25 protein-coding genes are annotated in these 22,110 nt (G+C 61.0%); 17 read left to right on the top strand and 8 right to left on the bottom strand.

Going from position 1 to position 22,110, the window contains the following annotated elements; genetic code table 11:
* Nucleotides 1-36 precede the first annotated feature (36 nt).
* From OSC37_RS03100 to proS, 3 genes are read left to right on the top strand one after another with little or no spacing between them, the layout of a single operon-like run.
* Nucleotides 37-1,191, top strand: a complete 1,155-nt coding sequence (locus tag OSC37_RS03100; protein WP_267163142.1) for a hypothetical protein — start codon at nt 37-39, stop codon at nt 1,189-1,191.
* Nucleotides 1,192-1,230: 39 nt separating this feature from the next.
* Complete coding sequence (locus tag OSC37_RS03095) at nt 1,231-1,764, top strand: GNAT family N-acetyltransferase (RefSeq protein WP_267163141.1); 534 nt, start codon at nt 1,231-1,233, stop codon at nt 1,762-1,764.
* Nucleotides 1,765-1,797: 33 nt separating this feature from the next.
* Nucleotides 1,798-3,255, top strand: coding sequence for a proline--tRNA ligase (gene proS / locus OSC37_RS03090; protein ID WP_267163140.1), 1,458 nt, complete (start codon nt 1,798-1,800; stop codon nt 3,253-3,255).
* Here proS and OSC37_RS03085 read toward each other — a convergent pair whose 3' ends face one another.
* Entirely contained in the window at nt 3,256-3,993 is a 738-nt protein-coding gene (locus OSC37_RS03085; RefSeq protein WP_267163139.1) for a DUF1405 domain-containing protein, read from the bottom strand.
* Between the two features lie 261 nt (nt 3,994-4,254).
* Between OSC37_RS03085 and OSC37_RS03080 the strand changes: the two genes are divergently transcribed.
* Nucleotides 4,255-5,082, top strand: coding sequence for a hypothetical protein (locus OSC37_RS03080; RefSeq protein WP_267163138.1), 828 nt, complete (start codon nt 4,255-4,257; stop codon nt 5,080-5,082).
* 72 nt (nt 5,083-5,154) lie between these two features.
* Here OSC37_RS03080 and OSC37_RS03075 read toward each other — a convergent pair whose 3' ends face one another.
* Nucleotides 5,155-5,373, bottom strand: a complete 219-nt coding sequence (locus OSC37_RS03075) for a hypothetical protein (protein WP_267163137.1) — start codon at nt 5,371-5,373, stop codon at nt 5,155-5,157.
* Nucleotides 5,374-5,479: 106 nt separating this feature from the next.
* The gene (locus OSC37_RS03070; RefSeq protein ID WP_267163136.1) at nt 5,480-5,755 is read right to left on the bottom strand and encodes a helix-turn-helix transcriptional regulator; all 276 of its coding nucleotides are present in this window, start codon (nt 5,753-5,755) and stop codon (nt 5,480-5,482) included.
* Between the two features lie 261 nt (nt 5,756-6,016).
* On the opposite strand from OSC37_RS03070, the gene OSC37_RS03065 reads away from it, so the two are divergent.
* From OSC37_RS03065 to OSC37_RS03050, 4 genes are all read left to right on the top strand, one after another.
* The gene (locus OSC37_RS03065) at nt 6,017-6,784 is read left to right on the top strand and encodes a PH domain-containing protein (RefSeq protein ID WP_267163135.1); all 768 of its coding nucleotides are present in this window, start codon (nt 6,017-6,019) and stop codon (nt 6,782-6,784) included.
* 2 nt (nt 6,785-6,786) lie between these two features.
* Nucleotides 6,787-8,274 (top strand): PH domain-containing protein, encoded by a 1,488-nt coding sequence (locus OSC37_RS03060; RefSeq protein WP_267163134.1) that lies wholly within the window; start codon nt 6,787-6,789, stop codon nt 8,272-8,274.
* A 169-nt stretch (nt 8,275-8,443) separates the two neighbouring features.
* Nucleotides 8,444-9,334 (top strand): phosphogluconate dehydrogenase (NAD(+)-dependent, decarboxylating), encoded by an 891-nt coding sequence (gnd, locus tag OSC37_RS03055; RefSeq protein ID WP_267163133.1) that lies wholly within the window; start codon nt 8,444-8,446, stop codon nt 9,332-9,334.
* A 42-nt stretch (nt 9,335-9,376) separates the two neighbouring features.
* A complete protein-coding gene (locus tag OSC37_RS03050; protein WP_267163132.1) occupies nt 9,377-10,168 on the top strand; it encodes a class I SAM-dependent methyltransferase in 792 nt (263 codons plus the stop codon).
* 149 nt (nt 10,169-10,317) lie between these two features.
* On the opposite strand, the gene OSC37_RS03045 is transcribed toward OSC37_RS03050, so the two are convergent.
* On the bottom strand, nt 10,318-10,779 hold the full coding sequence (locus tag OSC37_RS03045) for a hypothetical protein (RefSeq protein ID WP_267163131.1): 462 nt from the start codon (nt 10,777-10,779) through the stop codon (nt 10,318-10,320).
* A gap of 193 nt (nt 10,780-10,972) precedes the next feature.
* Entirely contained in the window at nt 10,973-11,428 is a 456-nt protein-coding gene (locus tag OSC37_RS03040; RefSeq protein ID WP_267163130.1) for a DUF5814 domain-containing protein, read from the bottom strand.
* Between the two features lie 91 nt (nt 11,429-11,519).
* Between OSC37_RS03040 and OSC37_RS03035 the strand changes: the two genes are divergently transcribed.
* A complete protein-coding gene (locus tag OSC37_RS03035; RefSeq protein ID WP_267163129.1) occupies nt 11,520-12,869 on the top strand; it encodes a phosphopentomutase/phosphoglucosamine mutase in 1,350 nt (449 codons plus the stop codon).
* A 1-nt stretch (nt 12,870) separates the two neighbouring features.
* On the opposite strand, the gene OSC37_RS03030 is transcribed toward OSC37_RS03035, so the two are convergent.
* A complete protein-coding gene (locus OSC37_RS03030) occupies nt 12,871-13,218 on the bottom strand; it encodes a hypothetical protein (RefSeq protein WP_267163128.1) in 348 nt (115 codons plus the stop codon).
* Nucleotides 13,215-15,629 carry a penicillin acylase family protein gene (locus OSC37_RS03025; protein WP_267163127.1) on the bottom strand — a complete coding sequence of 805 codons (2,415 nt, stop codon included), beginning with the start codon at nt 15,627-15,629 and terminating at the stop codon, nt 13,215-13,217. The genes OSC37_RS03030 and OSC37_RS03025 overlap by 4 nt, the downstream gene beginning before the upstream one ends.
* Nucleotides 15,630-15,734: 105 nt before the next feature.
* Between OSC37_RS03025 and OSC37_RS03020 the strand changes: the two genes are divergently transcribed.
* The 6 genes from OSC37_RS03020 (at nt 15,735) to OSC37_RS02995 (ending at nt 20,612) form a co-directional block, all read left to right on the top strand.
* The gene (locus tag OSC37_RS03020; protein ID WP_267163126.1) at nt 15,735-17,549 is read left to right on the top strand and encodes a flippase-like domain-containing protein; all 1,815 of its coding nucleotides are present in this window, start codon (nt 15,735-15,737) and stop codon (nt 17,547-17,549) included.
* A 40-nt stretch (nt 17,550-17,589) separates the two neighbouring features.
* The gene (locus OSC37_RS03015) at nt 17,590-18,297 is read left to right on the top strand and encodes a DUF2270 domain-containing protein (protein ID WP_267163125.1); all 708 of its coding nucleotides are present in this window, start codon (nt 17,590-17,592) and stop codon (nt 18,295-18,297) included.
* Nucleotides 18,298-18,380: 83 nt separating this feature from the next.
* Entirely contained in the window at nt 18,381-19,139 is a 759-nt protein-coding gene (locus tag OSC37_RS03010; protein ID WP_267163124.1) for a DICT sensory domain-containing protein, read from the top strand.
* Between the two features lie 41 nt (nt 19,140-19,180).
* A complete protein-coding gene (locus tag OSC37_RS03005; RefSeq protein WP_267163123.1) occupies nt 19,181-19,420 on the top strand; it encodes a DUF5816 domain-containing protein in 240 nt (79 codons plus the stop codon).
* A gap of 68 nt (nt 19,421-19,488) precedes the next feature.
* The gene (locus tag OSC37_RS03000) at nt 19,489-19,803 is read left to right on the top strand and encodes a DUF7116 family protein (protein ID WP_267163122.1); all 315 of its coding nucleotides are present in this window, start codon (nt 19,489-19,491) and stop codon (nt 19,801-19,803) included.
* Between the two features lie 128 nt (nt 19,804-19,931).
* Nucleotides 19,932-20,612 carry a LysE family translocator gene (locus tag OSC37_RS02995; RefSeq protein ID WP_267163121.1) on the top strand — a complete coding sequence of 227 codons (681 nt, stop codon included), beginning with the start codon at nt 19,932-19,934 and terminating at the stop codon, nt 20,610-20,612.
* A gap of 9 nt (nt 20,613-20,621) precedes the next feature.
* Here OSC37_RS02995 and OSC37_RS02990 read toward each other — a convergent pair whose 3' ends face one another.
* A complete protein-coding gene (locus tag OSC37_RS02990; protein WP_267163120.1) occupies nt 20,622-21,296 on the bottom strand; it encodes an HD domain-containing protein in 675 nt (224 codons plus the stop codon).
* A gap of 209 nt (nt 21,297-21,505) precedes the next feature.
* Between OSC37_RS02990 and OSC37_RS02985 the strand changes: the two genes are divergently transcribed.
* Together OSC37_RS02985 and OSC37_RS02980 are read left to right on the top strand one after the other, a co-directional pair.
* The gene (locus OSC37_RS02985) at nt 21,506-21,727 is read left to right on the top strand and encodes a hypothetical protein (protein ID WP_368409563.1); all 222 of its coding nucleotides are present in this window, start codon (nt 21,506-21,508) and stop codon (nt 21,725-21,727) included.
* Between the two features lie 70 nt (nt 21,728-21,797).
* A complete protein-coding gene (locus tag OSC37_RS02980; RefSeq protein WP_267163118.1) occupies nt 21,798-22,070 on the top strand; it encodes a hypothetical protein in 273 nt (90 codons plus the stop codon).
* Nucleotides 22,071-22,110 lie beyond the last annotated feature (40 nt).

Raw genomic sequence — 22,110 nt, 5'->3', positions numbered from 1 at the left:
GGTGATAGTTTATCTGTACGTCTCGTTCTCTCAGATATGACACTCACTCGCCGGACCCTCTTGGTCGCGGCCGGAGCAACAGTAGCTCTCGCCGGGTGCACTGACAGCACCTCTGAGGACGGAGACGACGGTGCCGACACACCAACCGGTACCGACACACCAACCCCTGATGGCCCGTACGGCGGCCCAGATGGCTGGACTGGCGAGGCGGAAGCCGACGTGTTCCACCTGCCGATAACACCGAGTCGCCCGCTCTGGGCAGTTGCCGACGATGCAAAGGGCTTCGTCACGCTACTCGAAGATGACTACGACGACCTCTGGATGGTCGACAACCCCGATGAGGTCGAGGGTCTCCGGGCGTGGCTTGATGAGACCGCCCCGACGGACTCGCTGGTATACCTTCAGACCGCGGGCCCGAGCACGTGTTACAGCCGGGTCGCAGTGAACGACATCGGCATCGAGAACGGCGGTATCGTCGGCACCGCCAGCGCCGTCGACACGAGCGAGGCTGATGAGATGTGTGGCGCCGCGCTGACCTATCCGTCTGCTCTCGTTCGTGTTTCCGCCGACGAATCGCCGGAAGACGTCAACTTCACCGTCACCGACGGCTGGGGAGAGTCGGCCAAAATCAGCGCCGACGGTCGGTATGTCGACCCTGAACGCCTGCCTGGCCACGTTCGTCCGGACGGTGACCCGCCACAGATGGCGGAGTTCTCGTGTGAGGGCAACGACTTCCAGCGTCTCGACGGCCCCGAAAACGTCGCGATGGGTGAGGTTCACGACGACGAAGAGCTGAGCTACGCGATGCGCGTTCGAACAGGTACAGAGAAACCGCGTGTCGGCCGTGGCGACGAGGTCACGGTCACGCTGTGGAACGTCTCGACAGACACACACCATACGGGAAACAGAGACAAGTGGACGCTCCAGAGCTTCACGACCGACGGGTGGCAGACCGTCTTCGGGGCCGACGGTGACGCACATTTCGGGTACACCGACGAAGCAATCGAACACCGTCCTGGGAAGGCGTTCGAATGGTCGTTTGAGATGACCGAGAAGTGCGTTCTCTCGGAACACGTCCACGGGGACAGACTTCGGGTCTGTCCCGACCTCCCGGCCGGGCGGTATCGCTTCGTCTACCACGGCATCGTCAGCGCCGAACCGCTGGCCGTCGAGTTCCACTATCAGAACTGACGGCAAAGAACTATATCCGACACCTCCACACACCAGAGTATGCCAGGTCCAGTTTTTATCCACGGTAAGACGGTCTCGTTACACCCCCTCGAACGCGAAGACCTCTCGTTTTTCCAGACCTACCGCAACCATCCTGACAGCCGACGACCGCTCGGTCACGCCGAGCCACAGAGTTCGGCTGAGCTGGAAGACGAGTTCGAGGGACGCCTGCAGGAGGGCGTGAGCTTAGTCGTCTGTCACGAGGGTGAGCCGGTCGGTTTCGTCGCCCTGTTCAACTGGAAGGAGGCCGGCCACGCCGAACTCGCCTACTGGATTGTACCCGAACAACAGGGCAACGGCTACGCGACCGAGGCCGTCTCGCTCGCAGTCGACTACGCCTTCGACGAGCGTCGTCGTCACAAGGTCGTTGCCGGCGTCTTCGCCACCAACGCCCCCTCCCGTGGCCTGCTCGAGAAACTCGGATTCCGCCAGGAGGGGCGACTCCGCGAGCACGCTTATCTCGACGGCGAGTACGTCGACCTGCTCCGGTACGGCCTGCTGGAATCGGAGTGGCGCGGCGACGACCAAGCGTAGCCTGTTTATACGTGCCTCACGCATGCTCTGGCAATGAGCGACAGCGAGCAGGAACTCGGCATCACCGAGTCCAAGGAATACAGCACTGGCGACTGGTACGCCGAAGTCGTCCAGAAGGCCGAACTCGCGGATTACGCGCCGATGGGCGGGTTCATCGTCACACGCCCTCGGGGCTACCAAATCTGGGAACGCATCCAGAACAACCTCGACGGCTGGTTCAAGGAGACGGGCGTCCAGAACGCCTACTTTCCGCTTTTCATCCCCGAAGGCCACCTCGAACGCGAGAAGGACATCGTCGAAGGGTTCGACCCCGAGGTCGCCTGGGTCACACAGGGCGGGTACGACGAACTGGAGGAACGCCTCGCCGTTCGTCCGACGAGTGAATCGATTATCGCGCCGTACATGTCACAGTGGACCCGTTCACACCGTGATCTCCCGCTGCGGCTCAATCAGTGGTGTTCGGTGGTCCGCTGGGAGGCGACCGAGACCAAACCCTTCTTCCGGACAAAGGAGTTCCTCTGGCAGGAGGGCCACACCGCCCACGAGGACGAGGCTGGGGCCTGGGAGGAGACGATGCTTCGCCTGGACCAGTACGAACGCGTCTACGAGGACGTGCTGGCGATGCCGATCCTGAAGGGTCGTAAGCCAGACCACGACAAGTTCCCTGGCGCGCACACGACGACGACCGTCGAGGCCCTGATGCCCGACGGCAAGAGCGTCCAGGGCGGGACGAGCCACTACCTCGGCACCTCCTTCGGCGAGGCCTTCGACATCACCTATATCGACGAGAACGAGGACGAACAGACCGCACACACCACGTCGTGGGGGCTGTCCTGGCGGGCGATGGGTGCGCTCATCATGACCCACAGCGACGACCAGGGGCTCGTTCTCCCACCGACGCTCGCGGACCCACAGGTCGTCATCGTCCCAATCTGGCAGGACGACAACGTCGATGAGATTCTCGGCTACGCCGAGGAGATCGAATCGCGCCTCGAAGCGGCCGGAATCCGTGTCCACCTCGACGACCGAGACCACCGCAACCCTGGGTTCAAATACAACGAGTGGGAGCTCAAAGGCGTTCCCCTACGGGTCGAACTCGGGCCAAACGAGATGGACGAGGAGACCGCAACATTCGTCCATCGCCCCGACGGGGAGAGCGCGACTGTCGACGCGACAGATATCGCAGAGACTACCGAGGACCATCTCGACACCGTCTTCGCGAAGCTGTACGCCAGCGCCGAGGAGACACTCGAAGGCGAGATTCGCGAGGCAGAGAGTCGCGAGGAGATCCTCGGCACCATTGGGCAACATGGCGGCTACGTCAAGTGTGGCTGGTGTGGCGACGAAGACTGCGAAGAGCCGATCAAGGACGCGATTGCGGCCGAAATCGTGATGGTTCCCCTCGACCGTGACGAGGAGCCAATCCACGACGAGTGTGCCATCTGTGGCGATGCCGCCGAGGAGACGGCCTACTTCGCAAAGACGTACTGACTACTCCGGGGACGTTTCCACCGCGCGCCAGGCCCACAGCGAGAGCACCGCCGCGAGGAGGGTCAGCCCCACGGCACAGCCAGCCACCAGCTCGAAGGCTGGGCTTGGGGTCGCCTGTTCACCGTCGACGAGGAGAACGTTCAGCCAGGTGTGGTGTGGTCCGTCGAAGACCGGGACGAAGTAATCGAGCAAGTCGTTGAAGACGTACCAGCCGACTCCCACCAAGACCGCCGACAGCGAGAACCGCGCGTATCGGGTGACGAGAAACGCCTCGATTGCCATTCCCAGGTGACTCCAGATGAGAAACTGCCAGAGCCAGAGCTCAATGGTCGCCGATTCCTCGATGAACGACTGGACGACGCCCGTCCACAGCCCGTACTTGAGACACCCAACAAAGGCGAGTACGTGCAACACCTGTGCGAGACGGCCCTTGTACCCGAGCCGCCAGGCCGCAAGCGAGAGTCCAATATACATTGTTGCCAGTGGACTGACCGGGACAATTGGCCACATGAGAAGTGGTGTCTCATCGAGCTGTGGAATGTAGTAGTAGAAGCCAAAGGCGGTCCCGGCGAGGTTGACGGCGACGAGCACCCAGACGAGGTGAAAGGCGACGTTCTCGAGCCAGGACGGGATGGGTGATAACGCGAGCGGTCGGTCCCGTTCAGGGGGAAGTGTTCCGCCGATGTGCCGTGCAACTACCTGTTCGATACGCCAGCCAAACGACTCGTCCCGACCCATAGGCGGCGTTTGACCCGGGGGACCAAAGTGCTCACGGAGCGACGGATAGAGGAGTGACTGGGAAGAGATAGGTTCCGGAAAAACTATTATCGGATGTTATCTATATGTGGACGCATGTCGAAGAAAATTAAACTCGCCCTCGCGCTGGTCGCAATCGTCCTTGTATACAAGCTCGTCATCGAGGACTGAGGGGGCCGTTGACGCACCGACAACCAACTGATTTCTCGAACAGTTACATTCCTGGAGCACGTTTTTGACTGCATGTACGGCGCCGTCACCAGAAACGAAGAGGAAGTGTCGTGGGAGGAGTTCGAGCGCGTGTTCTTCGAGATGAAAGACGTGACCGGGCGCGCGACCACTCCGGTCGGCGGTGCGGTCAACATGATTTCGTGTTTCGGCGACAACGCGGCCGTCGAAGGAGACACCTCGCTGGCACCCGTCTCTGAAGACGGCGAGCGCGCGACCCGTGAGCGGGAGTACTTCGACTGGGACTACATCTGCCCAACCGATGACACCTACCGCGAGGGTATCCTGGAGATGATCGACGATGCCGTCGAGGCAAACGAGGATGTCCGACTCGACGACGTTGGCTATCCACGCGAAGAGTACTGTCACTGTGACCGGTGTACCCGGCGCTTCGAGGCGAGCGAGTTCGATGATCGAACGCAGTGGCGGGCCCAGGTCATCACCGACTTCGTCGCACAAGCCCGCGAGCGCGTCCCCGGCGACCTCTACCTCACCCTCTATCCGGACCCGTACCCCGGCCACCTCCTAGAACGAAGCGGCATCGACCTCGATGCGCTCTCGGAGTACGTCGACGAGTTCGTCGTCCCCATCTACGATATGGCCTACGAGACGACATACTGGGTCGAGGTCATCGCCTCTGGGTTCGAGGACCGACTCGAGGTGCCGTTCAGCATCGAGCTCTACGCGATCAACATCGACCTGGACAACCTCGTCCACGCGACCGAGGTTGCCGAGGCGTACGCCAAGAGCGTCCTGTTCGGGTACCAGGCCGGCAGCGGCCGTGCGGTCATCCGTCGGATGCAGGCCGAACAGCAAGACGGTGTCGAGTTCGGCCCCGAGTGAAGTCGAAGCGACGGGCACAGACGGGCTGGATCGCGGGACGATGCTCCCGTGAGACGCTGTCGCCAACAACCCTCAGAAGTCGGTGCCGATAACGCCGAGTTTGGCAAGCAAAGAGAAGAAAAAAGCCAGAATAGCGAGCGCGAACGCGAGGAGAAACAGCGGCGCGGACACGAGCTGTGCCGTCTCCTGCCCGACGGCGAGCTGGCTGAAGCCCCGAACGACAAAGGACAGAACTGCGACAACGAACGTCCCAATCAGTAGCTTCGGAAAGAGTCCGCGAGTAACCTCCATACGAGAAGATATCACTGAGTCAAGTATGAAGCTTGTGGAGGGACTGGACGGCTCGAATAGAAGTTACACAACTGCACTCAGTAACGTGGTCTATGGCCCACAAGAGCTATTTCTCGACATACTGTCGTTCCCACTCGTCACGGGCCTCGATCTCCCGACTCCCACGGCGCGTGAGGACGTACGTGTTCGTCCGTCTGTCGCGCTGGCCCTTCTCGACGAGACCTTTCTCGACGAGTGTGTCGAGATTCGGATAGAGACGACCGTGGTGAATCTCGCTCTCGTAGTAATTCTCCAGTTCTTCTTTTATAGCGAGCCCATGTGGCTCTTCTTTCCCTGCGACCACATAGAGCAGGTCTCGCTGAAATCCCGTCAGGTCGTACATGTATTAATCCACTTTACAGATAATACCGACATATATTAAAGTTGTCCATCGAGTTGTGAGCCCGGCGGTACGCCGACTGTCTGTTTCTTACGCTCGACTCTATTTAAGTTATAATTATAGACAAATCATTACATGAATATTACTATGTATGGGTGGGTGACAGGAAAGATACATTATGGGTTGTGGCGTTAGCTCCCGTAGTCGGTAGCCGCGTTTCCTTTGACCCTGGAACTTAACAGTCTACCAGCCTGAGTACCTCCAATGACGGAGGGACACGACGGGATTGACGACCGGTCGACGGCCGGTGGTCGCGACGAGGGCCACGCCCACGATGGGTCCGGAGCCGACCGACAACGTCCCTGGAAACGTAGTCGAACGTCGCCAGACGTGGCTGCTGGTTCTGAATCCCGTGACAACTTTCTTGCCAGTCCGACCACCGATGGGTCGACGGACGCGGTGGCTGATGAGACGATAGACGACTGGGTCGACCTCGGCACGTATCTCCCGGCCGGTGAGACGCTGGTGTCGGGAGAGGTACCCCCCGAGAAACTGCACGAGTACACGACCGACCGCCGGTCACTCAATCCACTGGTCCAGATTCGCTGGGCAATCAGAGTTATTATCACTGCGGTTATCGCAGGCCTGTTGTCAGTGTGGGCGTTCGGTGCCCTCAATATTGCACCGCTATGGTCCGGTGCAGTGACCGGCGGGCTCATGCTCGCTGGGTTCGTCTGGGTCGTCCTCCACTACCGTCTGTGGGTCTACCAGATACGAGCCGATGCAATCTATCTCGAACGCGGCGTCGTCACGCACGTCCAGTCGCTCGTCCCCTACGTCCGCGTCCAGCACGTCGATACGAGCCAGAGTCCCGTCGAACGGGTGTTGGGGCTGTCGACGCTCGTCGTCTACACCGCCGGCTCGCGAGGCGCTGACGTGTCGATTCCGGGGCTCAAGCCGGAAGAAGCACGAGACCTGCAACGTCGGGTAAAAGAACTCGCAATCGAGGCCGAGGGAGACGACGCTGTCTGACGATGAATCTCGACTACCGTTCTGTCCCGTACCGTATTCTGGAAAACGCCTACCGAATCGTCGGTCTCGTTGTCATTTCGGCGCTGTTTTCCAGCGGTGACGGCGGCCAGGGAGGTGCCGGGGGTTCGGGGACATCGATTCTTGTGTTCGGCTCGTTCGTCTTGCTTGGTCTCACGGCGGTCGCTGTCTGGGAGTTTGCCTACGTCAAACGGTACGAGTATCGTATCTCCCCAGACACGCTCGATATCTACTCAGGTGTGTTCTCGCGCCGCGAGCGAGAGATTCCGTTCGACCGCATCCAGAACGTCGACATCGCACAAAACGTGTTCCAGCGCGCGTTGGGTATCGCTGAAGTCCGACTCGAAACCGCCGGGGGCGGCGAAACCGAGGCGCGACTCCGTTATGTCAGTCGACCCGAGGCGACACGAATCCAAGAAATTGTCAGCGAGCGAAAACGAGGCGAAGCTGAACGTGACCCGGAGGAGCCCGACGACGCGCTGTTCGAGCTCGACAGCGGCGAGCTCGCTGTTCTTGGCCTTACCTCGGCCAACTTCAACCTCTTTGGGCTGGTAGTGCTCCTCTTTGTCGTCCTCGGAACACCTGTTGCCGCAGAGCAGGTGTCGCCACGGCTGGCCGTATTGCTGTTCCTGGGGCCGGCACTCGCCGCGGTTGCACTCGTCGTCCTGTGGGTGCTCAGCGGCATCCAGGCGGTCTTGCGGTATTACGCATTCCGACTGGTCCGCCACGAGGACGAGCTCCGGTACCAGCGGGGTCTCTTCCAGCAGTACAACGGGACAATTCCTCTCTCGAAGATTCAGACGCTGATGATTCGCGAGAACGTCATCGCCCGGGCTGTGGGCTACGGAAATCTCGCTATCGAGACAGCGGGATACGGCCCGGGACAGGGCAACGACGATATCGAGTCCGCGATTCCTATCGCAAAGCAGGCCCGCCTGTTTGACCTCGCCAGAACAATCGAGGATTTCGGTGAGATCTCGTTCAACCGTCCGCCAAAACGTGCGCGAATCCGATACGTCGGGCGGTATACGATTTTCGTCGCTGTCCTGGTCGCAGCCCTCGGGGGAATACATCTTCAGACAGGTGTTCTCTCGGACTGGTATCTCGGCGTCGTGCTCTGGCTGCTGGTCCCGCCCGCAGCACATCTCAAGTGGGTCAATCTTGGGTACTACTGCGACGAAAACTATGTCATCACGCGGTCTGGGTTCTGGACCCGACAGACAACAGTCGTCCCGTACTATCGAGTGCAGACTGTCTCTGTCTCGCAGACCGTCTTCCAGCGGCGTCGCCGGCTCGGAACGCTGGTCGTCGACACGGCGAGTTCCGGTGGATTCTGGGGCGGTAACGGTATCGCACTCGACATCGACATCGAAGAGGCAAGCCGGTTACACGAAACCATCCACAACAGATTCCAGCTGTCTGTCAGAGAGCGCCGGGCCGGCAATCTGCGCTCACCACAGCCTGGCGACTGACCGTCAGACCAGAAAGTTCTTATAAAATACCGATTTATTCCAGGGTGCACCCGTTTTGGGTGCCACTCCCCCCTTCCCCCCTCTGCTTCCCGTTTTTGACCGACCCAAGAAAGCTGCCGGCTCTAGTTCGAATCACAACCACTACTTACCTCCCCCCTGAGTGGCTGGTATGGAACTCGGAGTTATCGGACTCGGACGAATGGGACAGATTGTGGTCGACCGGGTACGCTCGGCGGGCCACGATGTCGTGGCCTTCGACGTAGACGAGGAGGCTATCGAACGGGCCGAAGAGAGTGGGGCCTCGAGTGCGAGCTCTCTGGAGGAACTGACAGACCAGCTCGGAGCCGAAAAGTGCATCTGGCTGATGGTGCCGGCCGGTGACCCAATCGACGCCGCACTCGACGAACTCGAACCGTCACTAACCGACCAGGATATCGTCGTCGACGGCGGGAACTCTCATTTCGAGGACTCTGTCCGTCGCGCAGAGGCGACCGAGGCAGCGTATCTCGACTGCGGGACAAGCGGTGGGCCTGCAGGTGCTGATCTGGGATTTTCGCTCATGGTCGGTGGACCCGCGTGGGCCTACGAGGAGCTTGAACCAGTGTTCGACGCAGTCGCCACCGGACCCGACGGCCACGACCGGATGGGCCAAAGCGGAGCGGGCCACTACGTCAAGATGGTCCACAACGGCGTCGAGTACGCCCTCATGCAGGCCTACGGCGAGGGGTTCGAGCTCCTTCACGAGGGTCAGTACGACCTCGACCTGGAGGCCGTCGCAAAGACCTGGAACAACGGCGCAGTCATCCGCTCATGGCTGCTCGAACTCTGCGAGGAGGCGTTCCGCGAGGAAGGAGGCGACCTCGGCGACGTGGCCGACCACGTGGCCGGCGGGTCGACCGGTACCTGGACGGTTCAGGAGAGTCTCGAACAGGAGGTTCCGCTCCCGCTTATCTACCAGGCGCTCGCCGAGCGGTTCGCGAGCAGGAACGATCGCTTCTCGCGCCGTCTCGCGAACAGACTCCGGTACGGCTTCGGCCGTCACGAGGTCCACCGGACGTAACATTCCGAGAGTTGAACTGCCTCCCGCTCTTGTTCGACAGTGATGAGCGATACCGACGCGTCGAGAGAAACACATATCTGGTCGACTCGACAGTATCCGTCACTCGCATCGAACCTGCTCCCGGCGACGGCGCGGCTGGTCAGTACGGCCGGTATCGGCCCAGACGACCGCGTGCTTGACGTTGGCTGTGGCACCGGCAACGTCGCGCTCACCGCACGCAGACAGGGGGCCGACGTGGTCGGCCTCGACGCGAGTCAGCCGATGCTCGAACTCGCCGGCGGCAACGCTGGCCTGGCCGCATACGACGACATCGGCTGGACCGAGGGCGACGCGGAGTCACTTCCCTTCGGCGACGACCGGTTCGACGCCGCGATGTCGAACTTCGGGCACGTGTTCGCGCCTGCTGCCGACCAGGCCGCAACCGAGATGTGTCGCGTAACCCGGCAGGGCGGTCGGGTTGCCTTTACTGCATGGTCGCCAGACGGCCTCGTCGGCGCGCTGACGGACATTCTCACCAACCACACCACCTACCCGGACCACGACCCCCGCGGACACCTGCGGTGGGGGACCCCGGAGTTCGTGCGAGAGACACTCGGCGACCGGTGTGAGCTGAGCTTCCAGCGACGTGTTCTGCGGTTCCGGTACGTCTCGCCACAGCACTTCTGGCAGGAGTTCGCCGAGGAGGCCGGCCCGCTCTCGCCCGCGCTCCAGCGACTCGACCAGAAGGAATCGAGAGAGCGACTCCGGCGCGACGCGCTCGACTGTCTCCAGGAGTGGTTCGCCGACAACACTGTCCGAGTGGAGTATCTCCTCGTCGACGGTGTGGTCCGGTAGCTGTCGGGTGTCCCAGAGAGGTGTTGGCGCAGTGTTACCACTGTGTGCCTGTCGTCAAAAGGGCCTCACGGAGTTGCCAACGCACACTCCAGCGGCGTAATCTATTGACGCGAACTGCTAGCCGTGGTTGAATACTCTGTTCGCCACCCTCACTCTGTTCTATCGTCACTTGTGACATACCCCGGCGGTGGCGGCAACTCGACCACTTCAACGTCGGATTCGTCGTGTGGTATCGTCGCTTCTATCTCCATTTTTACTGCGTGGTCTCCGCCGACTATGTCACTCACACCGACCATCACGGTACCTGGTAGCTCTGGTGGCTCGAAGTAGTCCCGACAGGCCTCCCCGATTTCCGCCTCTGCCTCCGGTAAGAGGTCTTCACGAACGTAGTGGCGAATCATGGTGACGTCTGAGAGCTGCCCGTCACAGTACCGGCTAAGAAACGTCTCGGCGAACGAGAGGGCGCGATCAGCTTGGTCTTTCGGTGTGTCTCCAGGTGCGACGAATCCGTCTAGCTGAACGTGGTCGTACCCCTCGTGGCGTGTTCTGACTGCTGTCGCTGCGACTGCGTCTTCACCTCTGTCTTCCCGTCTAAAAACTGTCTTTTCCACACGTCCTCTCGCAGTAGTACGCTTGAATAAGTACTGGTGAACCTGGCATACCCCGAACGTATCGAAACGGAATCTGACCAATGCACATCCCTACTGAGCAGTTGCGAACGATTCTACGACACGCTAACTGTGTTGTGAGTCATCTGTCGTGCAGTCTCTGGAGGCTATCTATTAGCCCTGGCTGGCGTCGTATTCACCGAGCCAGGTTCTCGCGGACACCCCGGAGTTCGTCGGCCTTCTCGGGATGGCCGTCGACATCCGCCAGCATCTCCGCGGCTTCGAGGGTTCGAATCGAGTTATCCAGGAAGGAGAGCACGTCGCCGGGGTAGGCATACAGCATGTAGTCGTCGCCCATCACGTCGACAATGGCGTCTGGTCCCATCCCCTGCTCGCGGAGTTCGAGCAGGTAGCCGATGAACTTGCGTTCGGCACAGCCACAGTGGGGATTTGCCTGGCAGTCGCAGTCGAGGAAGTCCTCCGCGAAATCGAGGACGCGGTCCTGGGTCGCCTCGTCGAGTTTCGCCAGCCCCTCGCCCTGGAAGAGAATATCGAGTGTCGCGCCGCTGAAGGCACTCTTTGGAAACGACGTTTCGAGCTGTGAGGCTAGCTGCTGGTGGTTTTTAATATAGATTTTGTCGGTGATAGCCACGCGTATCTCTACAGAAGCTGTTCAGCGATTAAAGCGCGGCGGTTCGCCCCCAAGAGCCACCCATATATGCGCCGACTCTCTACGCTCTCGCATGGAACTGTTCGGGACAGCAGGTATTCGAGGCCCAGTGACAGAGGTGACACCCGAACTCGCGCTCGCAGTCGGGCGCGCGGTCGGAACCGACGCCGTCGAGGGAGATGGGACCGTCGTGGTCGGTCGGGACGGTCGGGAGACGGGCGTTTCACTCGCGGCCGCCGTCGAGGCCGGCGCGACCAGCGCTGGGGCGACCGTGTGCCGGGCCGGTCAGCTTCCGACGCCGGCGCTGGCGTTCGCCTCACGGGGGCGACACGGTGTCATGCTCACGGCCAGTCACAACCCACCCTCTGACAACGGCATCAAGCTGTTTGAGGACGGCCAGGAGTACGATAGAGCAGGGGAACAGCGAATTGAGAACCGCGTCGAGTCGGAACAGCCAGTTTCCAACTGGGACAGTTGGGGGTCCGCCGAATCGATCGATGTAATCGACGAGTATCGGGACGCTGTCGTCGACTACGCGACCCAGTACGGCGAGACGCCAGAGATGACTGTTGCGGTCGACTGCGGCAACGGGATGGCGAGTCTTGCTGTCCCACAGGTTCTGACGACGCTGGGGGCACACGTTCACTCACTCAACGCGAACGTCGACGGCAGATTCACCGCCAGGGAGAGCAAACCGACCGCAGAGAGCCTCACCGACCTGCGCCGGTTCGTCGCCGACGGCCCTTCGAGCTTCGGCCTCGGCCACGACGGAGACGCCGACCGAATCGTCGTTATCGACGGCGAGGGAGAGGTCGTCCACGAAGATACCGTCTTGGCGATTCTCGCCGAACACGCGGTCCGCGCTAGCGAGGCCGCCGACCCCGTGGTCGTCACGACGCCGAACGCGTCGGGACGAATCGACAACCGTGTCGAGGCTGCAGGCGGGCGGGTCGAGCGCGTCCGCCTCGGTGCGCTCCACGAGGGAATCGCCTCGGCGCGGGCGGCCGGCACCGACGACACCGAGGTGGCCTTTGCGGCCGAGCCCTGGAAACACATCCATCCGAGATTCGGGGGCTGGATTGACTCGGTCGCGTCGGCAGCGCTTTTGACGCGACTCGTCGCGGAGTCGAGTCTCGACGCCCTCCGCGAACCGGTCCGAGAACGGCCCTACAGGAAGGTGAGCGTCGACTGCCCCGACGAGCACAAGGCCGACGTCATGGCCGAACTCGAAACGGCCCTCCCCGAGCAGTTCCCCGAGGCCGCCGTCGAGACGGAGTACGGCATCCGCCTGGATATTCCCGACGACGGCTGGACGCTCGTCCGGCCGAGCGGCACAGAGCCGTACATCCGTGTTTACGCCGAGAGCGAATCGGTCGACGACCTCGTTGATACGGTGAGCGACCTGGTCCGGCGCACGGTCTGATTCACGCGAACGCTCCGCGGAGCGTACTTCCGAGTATTGCCAGCCCGAGCGCGATACCGACGGGCAAAATTGCTATCTCGTTCATCGCTGTCACGTCTCCGAAGCTGCCGGCAAATCGCAACAGCCCGGCCCAGACGACGACAACCAGTATCCCGAACCCTGCACCGGCGAGAAGCGCCCGCTTCAGCGTCGTCGACAGAATCCCGACGAACGCACCTCCGAGGACGAGGCCGGTCCAGTGGACTGTTGCCAAGGCGACTCCGAGGAGACAGGCCACAGTCAGCGCGAGCCAGTGGTACTGGTCGTCCTCGCGGAGGAGCACGAGCCAGGACCGCGACCTGTCGCTCATTCGTCTCCCCCCTCGAATTCGACGGCCACGTCTCCCTCGGACTCCCGCGAGAGGGTTCGGTACTCGCCGTTTGCCCACCGCTCGAGCTGGTCGTCGTAGTGATCAGAGAAGTATCGCCCCGAGTTGCCGCCCGGCAGGATACCGAACAGGTTGCCGTCGAGGTCGGCGTGCATCTCCCAGCTCCCGCCCCACGGCCCGGTCCTGTCGTAGTTCCAGACCGTCTGGTCGGAACCCCCCCGTGAGTAGCGGGGGTAGTCCAGAAAGTCGAGTTCGGTCAAGTGGCTGATGTGACCCGTGTGGTTGACGTCTCCGTACACCTCGGCGTCCATCGCCTCTAGGTCCGCGACGGTCTCCTTCAGGGCCGCTCGCATCACCGTCTTACGGCTGCGCGAGCCGAACCAGGGGCTGTTTTCGTCGAGCTGGACGAGCGCTGCGTCCTGTGGATAGTACGAGGAGTCGAGGTCGGCATCCTCGAAGGCTTCCTCGAAAATCTCGTCGCGGTAGGTGTCGAAAAACTCCACCCAGACGAGCGCGGCTCTGGAATCGGCGTCGAGGTGGTAGTCCCAGGCATCGAGCGTGTCGGCAACGTCGTCGAGCTCATCGTCATCGCTCTCCCGAGCCGCCTCGACAAGCGAGTCGACCAGCACCGCAGCGCGGCCGTCGAACGTGTCGCGAGCGACCTCCTGGAGGAACGCGGCGTCTATCGGTTCGCCGCTTGCGACTCGGCGGTCGAGCAGGTCGTAGATGCGTCGCCCACGGTACGGGCTGGCGTATCCGTCTGAGAGGTAGTAATCGAGTTGGTCGTCCGGGACGATCTGCTGGTTTGCCGTCGCGAAATACTCCGGATTTCGGACCTTCGGGTTGGCCGACCGCGGGACGAACCCCTCCCAGCTCGACTCGCCGAACGGTTCGAACCCCTCCCACTCTCCTTCGCGGGCGGAGCCGTCGAAAATCTGGTCGCCTCGGACCATCTCGCTGTTGGTTCGTCGAATGGGAATGCGCCCGGTCATGTAGTAGAGCGTGTTGCCGTCGCGGTCGGCGTACGCCATGTTCTGTGTTGGCGAGTCGAATTGCTTGGCGGCCGCCACGGCGTCGTCGACGCCGCCGCTGTGGCTGAGTTCGTACAACGAGAGCATCGTCTCGGTCGCCGTATGGCCGGTCCAGGCGACGCCGACCTCCTGTTCGTCTTCCTCGATTACCGGGCCGTGGACCGTCTTTCGCACCTCAACGGTCTCGTTCGGCCCGCCGTCGACCTCGATTTCCTCGGTCCGAACGTCGAACTCTCGGCGCTCGTCGCCGTACTGATACGTCTCGCCGTCGTGGTCGTACTGGTAGAAGTCGATGACGTCGGCGTTGGCGTTGGTAAATCCCCACGCGCCGTCGTCGTTCTCCCCGATGACGACCACCGGCGCACCCGGGAACGTGACACCACGGGCGCGGTGCTCGGGGCCGTCGATATGCATCTCGTACCAGGTTGGCGGGGCCTGGAGCCCGAGGTGGGGGTCGTTCGAGAGAATCGGCGCGTCGCCCTCCGTTAGTTCGGGACCGACGACCCAGCTGTTCGAGCCGACCGCCTCTGCCGGCTCGAACCGTTTGGCCCAGTCGACGAGCGTTTTGCCGGGGACCGAGCGGTTCTCGGCCGACGGCGAGCTGAGGTCGCCGTCGCCAACAGTGAACGTGCCGGCGTCGTGGTGGTCCCGAAGTATCGGGTCGACATCGTCGAACCGCGACGGGAACAGCTCCGCGGTCAGTGTTGCGCCCCGTTCTTCGGTAAACAGCTCTCCGAGGCGTTCGCGCACGAGCGCAGTCTCAAGCGTCTTGAAACTCCCGGTCAACTGCCAGGCGATAATCTTCTCGATGAGGGCTGTGTCCGTCCGGGTCCACTCCTCGGGCTCGTAATCGAGCAGCTTGAACCCGAGCGAGAGCGTCTCGTTCTCCATGGCAGCGTTGACTCCGTCAGCGTAGGCGTCGAGAATCGGAGCGACCGCGGTTTCGTCGAGGTTCTCGGCGGTGACTTCGGCGGCGTCTGAAAACCCCATCTGTCGGTGAAACCGGTCGGTATCGAGCGCGCCGGCTCCGACGATGGCCGACAGCTGTCCACGGTAGAGCCGTCGCTGGAGGTCCATCTGAAAGAGCCTGTCTGTCCCCTGGGTGTATCCGACCGCGAAATACAGCGCCTGCTCGTCGTCGGCGCTCACGTGTGGGACGCCTGCTTCGTCGTAGCGGACTGTGGCGGAGCCGTAGGGGCTGTCGACGGTATCGCCTCTGTCTGCGCGTGCTGACTTCCAGACAGATCCAGAAAGCGGCGCAAACTGGTCGAGAGGGCCATTCGCCGCCGAGAAATAGACACCTGCTGTCCCTGCACCGACGAGCCCGCTAAAGAGGGCCCGCCGACCAAGTTCTCGGTCCATACCCCAGTCTGTGGCGGTTAGAGTATGTAGCTTTCGTGTTTGTTACCACATCACAGTAAAAGTAAGTCCAGAAAGTTCTTACTCGCCGCCAGACGAGAGCAAACAATGAGTCGGGCCGTCGAGGTCAGTGTTGTCCTCCCGGCGTACAACGAGGCCGACACGATCACCGAGACCGTCGGGACGACGCTGTCGACGCTCGAATCGTTCCTCCCGGCGGGAGCCTTCGAGGTCATCATCGCCGAAGACGGCTGTGCAGACCGTACGCCGGAGATTGCGACAGAACTCGCCGCCACACACGCGGCTGTCAGACACATCCATTCTGACAAGCGACTAGGTCGGGGTGGCGCTCTCGAATACGCCTTCGAGGAGTCCAACGGAGAGACACTCGTCTACTTCGATACTGACCTGGCGACCGACATGGGTCACCTGGAGGAACTAGTTGAGTCCGTCCGCTCGGGAGAGTACGACGTAGCGACCGGCTCTCGCTGGCTCTCCAACAGCGAGGCCGACAGACCAGCCAAACGCGGGCTTCCTAGCCTTGGCTACAACTCGCTGGTCCGGCTGTTCCTTCGCTCGAACCTCAGAGACCACCAGTGTGGATTCAAGGCCTTCGACCGTGTGGCTCTGTTCTCGCTGCTCGACGATGTCGAGGACGAACACTGGTTCTGGGACACGGAGCTGCTGGTACGCGCCCAGCGCGCAGGGTATCGCGTCAAGGAGTTCCCCGTCAGATGGACACCCAAAGGCGACTCGAAAGTGGATATCGTCCGTGACGTGTTCGGGATGGGGAGCCAGATACTGCGGACCTGGTGGCAGCTCTCTGTCAGTCCACGCATCACGCGAACCGTGACGCTCACTGCGGGCAGTATCCTCGTGTTCCTTTCGCTTGCCCTGATGACGCTCTATCTCGACCCGTCGGAAGTACTCGACAGCATGGCCGATGCGAATCGGCTGTATATTCTGGCTGCGGCGGTCGTCTATCTGCTCTCCTGGCCGCTGCGTGGGCTGCGATACCGCGACATTCTCGCGACGATTGGGTATCACGAGCGCTGGGACTTCCTGACCGGCGCGGTGTTTATCAGCCAGACAGGCAACCTGGTCTTTCCCGCACGAGCCGGTGACGCGGTGCGAGCGTACATCGTCAAGGCACGACGCGACATCCCCTACCCCTCCGGGTTTGCGTCGCTTGCCGTCGAGCGAGTCTATGACCTGCTTACAATCACATTCATGGCAGGGGTGGTGTTACTCTGGCTGGCGCTGACAGGCTCGCTCGGCGAACTAGAGGCCGCCCTCGTCGGGGACCCGGTCCAGGGCAGCGAGGGTGAAAGCGGGCAGACAGCGCTTGTCGTCGCCGCCGGTGTCGGACTAGCCGCGGTGGCTGCGGTCGTTCTCATCGTCTACACCGCCCAACGCGACAGGAACTATGTCCGCCCGGCGGTTCGGCGGCTAAGCTCTGACAGCTACGCCGAGTACGTCGCTGGCGTTATCGAGCAGTTCGTCGGCGACATCCAGACGGTCGCTCAGGACCGCACCGCGTTCACTCGTGTCGGCGTAACCAGCCTGGTCATCTGGATACTGGATGTCGTCGTCGGCATCATCGTCCTGTTGGCTTTTGGGGTTGATGTCTCGCTGGCACTGCTGGTCGGCGCGGGCTTTTTCGCCGTCAGCGTCGGCAACCTCGCCAAGGTGCTTCCACTGTCCCCTGGCGGCATCGGGCTCTACGAGGGGGCGTTCACACTACTCATCGTGGCACTGACTCCTATCGGCGCGGTCGTTGCGCTGTCGGCCGCAATCGTCGACCACGCGGTGAAAAACGTCGTGACTATTCTCGGTGGCTTTCTCTCGATGGCGTTGCTCAACGTCTCGTTGACCACCGCCGTCGAAGAGAGTCCGGAGACGGACATCGTCCAGAACGATTAGGCCGCCTGGGTTTACCTGTCCGCCCGTTGTACTCCCGGCTATGACAGACTCCTCTCAGGATTTCGACCCAGAGTCACGCGAGGAGCGCGAAGTCGCCGGCGAGGCGGCCGACGACCGCTCCGATTTCCTCTCGCTGATGGGGCATGCCTACCGCGGCGAACTTGGCCGAACAACCTCTTGGCGGACGCGTATCGACCGCACGACCAACTGGGCTGTCGTGATGACGGCGTCACTGCTCACGTGGGCGTTCTCGAGTGATTCCCGTCCGCATTATGTCGTACTGGTGGGTGTCGTGATGGTCACGGTGTTTCTGGGCATCGAAACCCGTCGATACCGCGTCTACGACATCTGGCGCTCTCGAGTGCGCGTGCTGGAAGAGAATGTTTTCGCGAACGCACTCGACTCTGAGGGGGTCGAGCAGACAAACTGGCGGGAGCTTCTCAGCGAGGATTTCCGGGAGCCAAAGATAAAGACGCCGATTATCGAAGCTGTTTCCCGGCGGCTGCGGCGCATCTACTTTCCGCTTATCTCGGTTCTCATCCTCGCGTGGGGTATCCGTCTGACCGTATTCGCGAGCTCGTCGAACGGAATCGTCCAGACCGCGGCGGTCGGTGGTATTCCGGGTGTGGTTGTTCTAGGGGGTGTCGGTACGTTCTATCTCGCGGTCGCGGTTCTTACCTTCTACCCCAGCCGCCGCCGGGCGAAGGGCGAACTCCAATCTGAGACGGACACAACTAACTGGAAGTAGACTACACGCCTCGCCGGGACCCAACTTTCCTTGCGTATGCCAGTAGATTCAAACCACTCCAGGTGGTACAGAGCCGTGAGCAGATGCCACTCGAACAGTTTCTGGAGAGAGCCGAGGCTCCAGAACGCTCCATCGCTGTCCTCAACCGGACAGAGCCAGCGCCGTTTCAGTTAATGATCGAGAAGCTGTTTGTCGAGCAAGACGTCTCTGTTTCTGAAGGTGTCAGCGAGGAGTTCGAGGACGACACCGTCGTGTTGCTCGAAGGTGACGAAGTGGTAGCGAGCTCGCCGTTGCGGGCGCTGCAGGATACGATCTTGATGGTGAACACGGACCTGTTCACCACCGGGACGCGGTCGCTCGAAGAGACGACCGTCCCGGACGTGCTCGACTCGCTCACCGGAACGCTGTTCACGCTCAGGGGATACCCCGAATCGGACACCGAGAAACTCCTCCTCGTGCTCATCTCGCGGTACATCGAGAAACGAGCCTACATCGAGGGCGACGGCACGCTCCGCTCGTCGTTCCAGCGACTCTCCCGTATCGAGGACGAACAGGGAACGAAGAAGGTCTACCAGCGGGTCGCGGAGACGGCGGCGGACGTGCACGTCTACGGCCAACCCGGGTGGTATCCGTCGCCCAGCTTTTCGGTCGTCGCGCACGCCGGCCACGGTGTCGATTTCCAGACCTCGTGGTTTGTCATCCACGACCCACCCGAAGGGTCCGACCTGGCGCCTGCGGCGTTGCTCGCGATCGAACGCGAAGACGAGGTCTGGGACGGACTCTGGTCGTATGAGCCGGCGTTTGTCGCTGACCTGCTTGAATACATTACGACGAACCTGTAGGATGAGAAGCGATTTTGGGTCTGGAACCCGTATCGGTCATCATGAAGACCGTAACCGACTCGGATGACGTAAGCCGATTTGTCGACACCGACACAGGCAGACGCGGTCAGAAAGGGCCGTTCTATATCGTCTACACAGACCAACAGCGGACGACACGCTGGGGATTTTACTGTACCAACTGCGAGACGCTCGACAACGCTGTTGATGCCATGGGCCGAGTCCAGTGCAACGTCTGTAGCAACCGGACCAAAGCTGAAGAGTGGGACGCCGCCCACGAGTAGCCCGAGTTCTTGTCATTTTACTGCCTTTTGAATACGTTTATTACCTCTCCTGTGGTATGAAGTCACGTATGGGGGCAATTACCACAACCCTTCGCAAAGAAGCTGAATCCATCTTCACCGACCTCGGCTACGAGGTAGCGACCGACGGCCCCAGCCTGCGCGCCAAACGAAAGTGGCGTGTCGTCGACGTGGTGCCGATGGCCGAGCCCGAAGAACCGCCTGCTTCCGGGCAGTTTCGCTGTTTTGTCACGTGGTCGGATTCCGTAGACAGGGTAGCCGACCGTCTCACAGCGGCCGACCTTGATTACGAGTGGGCCCTTATCGGTATCAACGAGGAGGACTACGAGGTCAGCCACCCCACAACTACCGGTCTGGCAACGTAACGAATTGGCCAGTCATTTCGTTTAAGTAATAGGTCCGCAGATAGCGCATCTCTGCGCCGAGAGGGTTGTGTTGATAGTTATTATCAGTCACGATATTTTTATCATATCTGACGTGCAACTCGGTAGCGATGGCCACATCTTTCGTCCTCTCGATTCTCGCTGGCGGACTCTTCGGGTTGGCTCTTGCAGCGCCACCGGGTCCGATGAACGCAATAATTGCCGAGGAGAGTGTTGTTCGGGGATGGGTAGCCGGTGTCATCGCCGGCACAGGTGCGATGACCGCGGATATCATCTTTTTTGTGCTGGCGCTTGCCGGCGTCGCCACGGTTGTCGAACAGTGGCCGCTGCTCCGGGGAGCGATGATAACTTTTGGGGGCGTACTCATGCTGTACTTTGCGGTGGATGCGATACAGAGCACACAGGAGACGTTGACCGGTGCGGACGTGACTGGCGAGTCCAGAGGATTCGAGAAGGCGCTCGTTCTCGCGCTCACAAACCCGTTTCAGATTCTGTTCTGGCTGACAGTCGGCGTCGCGATGCTCGACCCTGGTACGATAGACGTCCTGTCGCATATGCCATACGTCGGCGACGCAGCCGCTGGTCTCGTGGTCGTCGAGACTGGGAGTATCGCGCTCCTGGCCGGCTTTTTTGGGGGAATCGTCGTCTGGGTTACCGGCTTTCCGGCGGTACTCGTCGCGACCGACAATCGCATCGACACGTTGGCCCCGGTCGTCGCGGGTGCGAGCGCGCTCATTCTCGCCGTCTTCGGAGTCCTCTTTCTGTGGGACGGAATCAGTACGCTGCTGTGACCGAGACGCTCACCGCTCCATTCCGACGACCTCGTCTTCGAGCCACTCCTGGAACCAGCGCACGCGCTTGAGCCGTCGATCCGCGATGTCCTCTGCGGACTGACTCCGCACGCGGTTGCGTGCCTCCTGGCCGCGTTCGAGCACGCGAGTCACCATCTCGGCGCTATCCATATGGGTTCGGGACTCATACCCCATGCGCAACAGGAGTAATGCCGCTCCGTTTGCACCGATTTTGTCGAGGATATCTGCTTCGATGAGACACTGGGTCTCAAGGGATAGATCCTCAAGATCTCCCTGGTAGGAGTGGTCACGGACGGACCGACAGACCTGGTCGACGAAGGACTGGGGGTAGTCGGTGTGTGTCTTCAGATACTCCCGTGCGATACGAGCACCCTCCTCGGCGTGGATGTCTTGGTCGACTTCGAGTTTGGCGATGTCGTGAAAGAGCGCAGCCACCTGCGTGATATCCTTGTTGGCACCTTCTGCTCCGGCTATCTCCCCTGATAGATCGACCACATTTCGAATATGATTGAATCGATATTCCGCAGAGTGCCACGGGTACCATCGCATCCGACCGCCTTCGTCTTCGCTGGCCACACTCGCCTCCAAATAATCGCGAACAAACTGCTCCATCTCCGCAAACTCCGTGTCCGAGACGGGTGACTCGCGTATCTCAATACCCACAGAACCACCCCCTTCGGACGAAACGATTCTGATTCATCTTATACGTAAGTTGTTCGTTCGACTCTTTAGCGTTACGACAACGGTACGAGCCACCCACTCGGACCTCAGCGACTGCTGGTCTGTCGACCTGGCCCAATTATTGTCGGAACTTGTTATGTTTATAAAACAACAAGAGACATATACGCAATCCCAAACACCAGACAGATACAATAGGACCACTCGACTCTTTTGGCGCGCTCGCAAGTAGTATCATCGCAGCAATTGTCATGCTCGCGTTCGCTATCCTAAGCCTGTTTGTCACGGTATTCATCGTCGATGCAGCCGCGGGTATCGGTGGTCTTGAACCGAGTGACGATTTCGTCGTACTCGGGGCGTCACTGCTGGCCGCCGCAGCGATCGTCGCTGGCGGTGGCCTGTCCACCGTCGAATAGCTCAGAGGAGGCAGTCTGTCGGTAAGCCACGTTCCAGTGCATACAAGCAACTCCGTACCGTTCTTCCGATATGAACCATCTCTCAACTGCCGGGAACGACGAGTGGCAACTGCCGAGACACGCTCACGTCATCGTCCACGAACAGGAAGCAGGACGAGAACTGCTGACGATTTACGACTGTGGTGCGGCACAGAAACCCCCGTCGGCACAGCTTATCGGGAACCTAGTCCGGGTCGACGCTGATCACGAACGTCTCGTCCAGCCCAACGGCTACATCGTCAAACTCCGCGAGCAAGCGACTCTCGAACGACAGGCCGACGACCACTGGGTTATCCGCGCTTGATACTCACACACGTCATCGATGAAGAAGTACAGCATTTTCA

It is taken from the genome of Halovenus salina (assembly GCF_026410925.1).
In the GTDB taxonomy this organism is placed as follows: domain Archaea; phylum Halobacteriota; class Halobacteria; order Halobacteriales; family Haloarculaceae; genus Halovenus; species Halovenus salina.
Note: the sequence above shows the minus strand (reverse complement) of the source record. Positions and strands in the feature narration are given on the sequence as shown.

Coding starts and splice junctions, on each gene's coding strand:
- OSC37_RS03095 (WP_267163141.1), top strand. CDS start 1,231: ATGCCAGGTCCAGTTTTTATCCACGGTAAGACGGTCTCGTTACACCCC.
- gnd (WP_267163133.1), top strand. CDS start 8,444: ATGGAACTCGGAGTTATCGGACTCGGACGAATGGGACAGATTGTGGTC.
- OSC37_RS02995 (WP_267163121.1), top strand. CDS start 19,932: ATGGCCACATCTTTCGTCCTCTCGATTCTCGCTGGCGGACTCTTCGGG.
- OSC37_RS03005 (WP_267163123.1), top strand. CDS start 19,181: ATGAAGACCGTAACCGACTCGGATGACGTAAGCCGATTTGTCGACACC.
- OSC37_RS03010 (WP_267163124.1), top strand. CDS start 18,381: ATGCCACTCGAACAGTTTCTGGAGAGAGCCGAGGCTCCAGAACGCTCC.
- proS (WP_267163140.1), top strand. CDS start 1,798: ATGAGCGACAGCGAGCAGGAACTCGGCATCACCGAGTCCAAGGAATAC.
- OSC37_RS02980 (WP_267163118.1), top strand. CDS start 21,798: ATGAACCATCTCTCAACTGCCGGGAACGACGAGTGGCAACTGCCGAGA.
- OSC37_RS03080 (WP_267163138.1), top strand. CDS start 4,255: ATGTACGGCGCCGTCACCAGAAACGAAGAGGAAGTGTCGTGGGAGGAG.
- OSC37_RS03070 (WP_267163136.1), bottom strand. CDS start 5,755: ATGTACGACCTGACGGGATTTCAGCGAGACCTGCTCTATGTGGTCGCA.
- OSC37_RS03000 (WP_267163122.1), top strand. CDS start 19,489: ATGGGGGCAATTACCACAACCCTTCGCAAAGAAGCTGAATCCATCTTC.
- OSC37_RS03100 (WP_267163142.1), top strand. CDS start 37: ATGACACTCACTCGCCGGACCCTCTTGGTCGCGGCCGGAGCAACAGTA.
- OSC37_RS03075 (WP_267163137.1), bottom strand. CDS start 5,373: ATGGAGGTTACTCGCGGACTCTTTCCGAAGCTACTGATTGGGACGTTC.
- OSC37_RS03025 (WP_267163127.1), bottom strand. CDS start 15,629: ATGGACCGAGAACTTGGTCGGCGGGCCCTCTTTAGCGGGCTCGTCGGT.
- OSC37_RS03030 (WP_267163128.1), bottom strand. CDS start 13,218: ATGAGCGACAGGTCGCGGTCCTGGCTCGTGCTCCTCCGCGAGGACGAC.
- OSC37_RS03085 (WP_267163139.1), bottom strand. CDS start 3,993: ATGGGTCGGGACGAGTCGTTTGGCTGGCGTATCGAACAGGTAGTTGCA.
- OSC37_RS03060 (WP_267163134.1), top strand. CDS start 6,787: ATGAATCTCGACTACCGTTCTGTCCCGTACCGTATTCTGGAAAACGCC.
- OSC37_RS03035 (WP_267163129.1), top strand. CDS start 11,520: ATGGAACTGTTCGGGACAGCAGGTATTCGAGGCCCAGTGACAGAGGTG.
- OSC37_RS03065 (WP_267163135.1), top strand. CDS start 6,017: ATGACGGAGGGACACGACGGGATTGACGACCGGTCGACGGCCGGTGGT.
- OSC37_RS03015 (WP_267163125.1), top strand. CDS start 17,590: ATGACAGACTCCTCTCAGGATTTCGACCCAGAGTCACGCGAGGAGCGC.
- OSC37_RS03020 (WP_267163126.1), top strand. CDS start 15,735: ATGAGTCGGGCCGTCGAGGTCAGTGTTGTCCTCCCGGCGTACAACGAG.
- OSC37_RS03050 (WP_267163132.1), top strand. CDS start 9,377: ATGAGCGATACCGACGCGTCGAGAGAAACACATATCTGGTCGACTCGA.